At 73.6% G+C, this 3,793-nt stretch carries 1 protein-coding gene; it reads left to right on the forward strand.

Features of this window, described 5'->3' with window-relative positions; all coding sequences use genetic code 11:
* Positions 1-28: 28 nt before the first annotated feature.
* The coding region (locus tag AB0E78_RS41785) for a type I polyketide synthase (RefSeq protein WP_361844940.1) at positions 29-3,793 on the forward strand (3,765 nt) is incomplete at its 3' end.

Here is a 3,793-nt window from a genome sequence, read left to right on the forward strand (position 1 = left end):
GGTGGGTCCTGCCGGGGTGCTGACCGCGATGGCGCAGGACACCCTCGACGAGGTGTCCGCTGAGAGCATCGCCGTCGCGCTGGTCCGCAAGGACCACGACGAAGCGGAGTCGTTCACGGCGGGTGTCGCCGAGGGGTACGCACACGGCGTCGGCGTGGATTGGGGCTCCGTCCTCGCCGCCGGCACCCGAGTGGCCCTGCCCACCTATGCCTTCCAGCGACGGAGTTACTGGCTGCAGGACCCGGGCCGCGGCGCCGGCGACCTGGCCGCCCTCGGCATGGGTGCGGCCGACCATCCGCTCCTTGGCGGCGTGGTCCGGCTCGCCGACGGGCAGGGCGTGGCGCTCACCGGCCGCGTCTCCACCCGTACGCACCCGTGGCTGGCCGACCACACGGTGGCGGGCACGGTGCTGCTGGCCGGTACCGCCTTCGTCGAGCTCGCCGTGCGCGCGGGTGACGAGGCCGGCTGCGCCCGCCTCGAGGAGTTGACCCTGGAGGCGCCGCTCGCCCTGCCCGACGAGCCGGTGGCCCTGCAGGTCCGCGTCGGGGCACCGGACGCCGAGAACCGCCGCCCGGTCGGAGTGTTCTCGCAGCGTGCCGACGACGCCCCCGACACATGGGTGCGGCACGCCGAAGGCTTGGTCGCACCCCGAGGTGACACGGAGCCGTTCCGGGCGACGGCCTGGCCGCCGGCCGGTGCGCAGGCGATCGAACTCGACGGGTTCTACGAGCAGTTGGCGGACGCCGGGTACGGGTACGGGCCCGCGTTCCAGGGTCTGACGGCCGTCTGGCGGGACGGCCACGACGTGTACGCCGAGGTGGCGCTGCCCGAGGAGACGGCGGAGCAGGCAGGCGGATTCGGCCTGCACCCGGCACTCCTCGACGCCGCGCTGCACGCGGTGTCCGCCGCAGACGGTCTCGACGGTGACCTGATCCGGCTGCCGTTCGCGTGGCACGGGGTGACCGTCGTCGCGTTGGGCGCCACCGAGCTGCGGGTACGCCTGTCGCTGGCTGACCCGGACGCCGTCTCCCTGGAGGTCGCCGACAGCGCAGGGCGCCCGGTGGCCTCGGTCGAGGCACTGGTTTCCCGGCCGGTGTCGGCCGAGCAGCTGAAGCGGTCGGTGACCGCCGGCCGCAGCGCGCCCCTCTACGCGGTCGAGTGGACCGCGGTGCCGGGCGAGACCGAGGGCCGGGTGACGTCCTGGTCGCCCGTCGGTCCCGAACTCTCACTGCCCGATGGCGCGTTCGGCGCCGACTGGGCGGTACTGCCGCCGTCCGCCGTATCCGCGACGGACGGCGAGGGCACGGCTGCCGCGGCGCGCGAGTGCGCCGCTCGGGTCCTCGGCGTCATCCAGACCTGGCTCGCCGCCGAGCAGTGTGCCGACACGGGCCTGGTGGTCGTCACGCACGGAGCCGTGGCCGCCGGTGACGACCTGGTGGAGAACCTGGCTCAGGCCCCGGTGTGGGGTCTGGTGCGTGCCGCCCAGTCCGAGAACCCAGGCCGGTTCGTCCTGGTGGACACCGATGCCCCCGACGACTGGGAGGACTCCGTTCGCCTGGCGCTGGCCACCGGTGAACCGCAGGTCGCCGTGCGCGGCGGGCGTCCCCTGGCACCCCGCCTCACCCGCGCCGCCGACATGGTGACCGCACCGGACGAGGCGCCGGTCTGGGACGCCGAGGGCACTGTCCTGATCACCGGCGGCACCGGCTCCCTCGGCCGGACGCTGACCCGGCACCTGGTGAACGAGCACGGCGTCCGGCATCTGCTCCTCGCGGGACGGCGCGGCGCCGACGCCCCTGGCGCGGCCGAACTGTGCGCGGAACTCGCGGACTCGGGCGCCTCGGTGTCGGTGGTCGCCTGCGACGTGGCCGACAAGGACGCGGTGGACATGATGATCGCCGGTATCCCGGCCGACCATCCGCTGACCGCCGTGGTGCACACCGCGGGTGTGCTCGACGACGGCATGCTCTCCGCCCTGACCCCCGAGCGCCTCGACGCGGTACTGCGCGCCAAGGTCGATGCCGCGGTCAACCTCCACGAAGCCACGGCCGGTCTCGAACTGCGTGCGTTCGTGCTGTTCTCCTCGGCGGCCGGTGTCTTCGGCAACGCCGGACAGGGCAACTACGCCGCGGCGAACACCTTCCTCGACGCCTTCGCGCAGCACCGCCGCGCCCAGGGCCTGCCCGCCACCTCTCTCGCCTGGGGCCTGTGGGCCGAGGACGGCGCCGAGGACGGCATGGGTGGCCGGCTCGGCGGCGGCGACCGTGCCCGGCTCTCCCGCGGTGGCATCGCGCCGCTCTCCCGCGAGCAGGGCCTGGAACTGTTCGACCTCGCCCTCACCGCGGGGCACTCACTGCTCGTACCGGTCCGCCTGGCACAGGAGGCCCTGCGCGCCCAGGCCGTCGGCGGTACGCTGCCGCTGCTGCTGCGCGGCCTGGTCCGGGTCCCGGTGCGCCGTACCGCCGCCACCGGCGGCGGCGAGGCCGATGCCCTGGCGCTGCAGTTGGCCGCGTTGTCCGAGCCCGAGCAGGAGCGCGTGCTTCTCGACCTGGTGCGCACCCGGGCCGCGACCGTGCTCGGCCACAGCTCGTCCGCGGGCATCGAGGCGGACCAGGCGTTCCGTGATCTCGGCTTCGACTCGCTGACCGCAGTCGAGCTGCGCAACCGGCTCGGTGCGGTCACCGGCCTGAGGCTTCCGGCCTCCCTCGTCTTCGACTACCCGAACCCCGCGACGCTCGCCCGCCATCTGCGCACCGTGCTCGTCGGCGCTCGCGGGGGTGCGACCGCCACCGTGCGGCACACCGTGGACGCCGACGAGCCACTTGCGATCATCGGCATGGCCTGCCGTTTCCCCGGAGGCGTGGAAACCCCCGAGGATCTCTGGGAGTTGGTGCGCGACGGCAAGGACGCCGTCTCGCCGCTGCCCGACGACCGCGGCTGGGACGTCCGGGCCATGTACGACGCGGACCCGGACGCCATCGGAAAGAACTACACGAGGGCCGGCGGGTTCCTCGACGCGGCCGGTGACTTCGACGCCGAGTTCTTCGGCATCCCGCCGCGCGAGGCGCTGGCGATGGACCCGCAGCAGCGCCTGCTCCTTGAGACTTCCTGGGAGGCGTTCGAACGAGCCGGCCTGGCGCCGGATTCGCTGCGCGGCTCCGCCGTGGGAGTGTTCGCCGGGGCGATGGGCTCCGACTACCTCGCCACGCTGCGCGTACCCGCCGAACTGGAGGGCTTCGCGGCCACCGGCAGCGCTTCCAGCGTGGTCTCCGGCCGGATCGCCTACACCTTCGGTCTGGAGGGTCCGGCGGTGACGGTGGACACGGCGTGCTCCTCGTCGCTGGTCGCCCTGCACCTGGCAGCCCAGTCGCTGCGCAGCGGAGAGAGCACGCTGGCGCTCGCCAGCGGCGTCATGGTGGTCTCCTCGCCCAAGGCGTTCATCGAGTTCAGCCGGCAGCGCGCGCTGGCGCCCGACGGCCGCTCCAAGGCGTTCTCCGCGGATGCGGACGGCACGGGATGGGGCGAGGGCGTCGGCGTCGTGGTCCTTGAGAGGCTCTCCGACGCTCGCCGCAACGGTCACAACATCCTTGCGGTGGTGCGGGGTTCGGCCGTCAACCAGGACGGCGCGAGCAACGGGCTCACCGCGCCGAACGGCCCGTCCCAGCAGCGTGTCATCCGCGCCGCCCTGGATGGCGCCGGGTTGTCTCCGTTGGATGTGGATGTGGTGGAGGCGCATGGTACGGGTACGTCGCTGGGTGATCCGATCGAGGCGCAGGCGTTGTTGGCCACGTAT

It is taken from the genome of Streptomyces sp. NPDC032198, assembly GCF_040636975.1.
Lineage (GTDB): Bacteria > Actinomycetota > Actinomycetes > Streptomycetales > Streptomycetaceae > Streptomyces.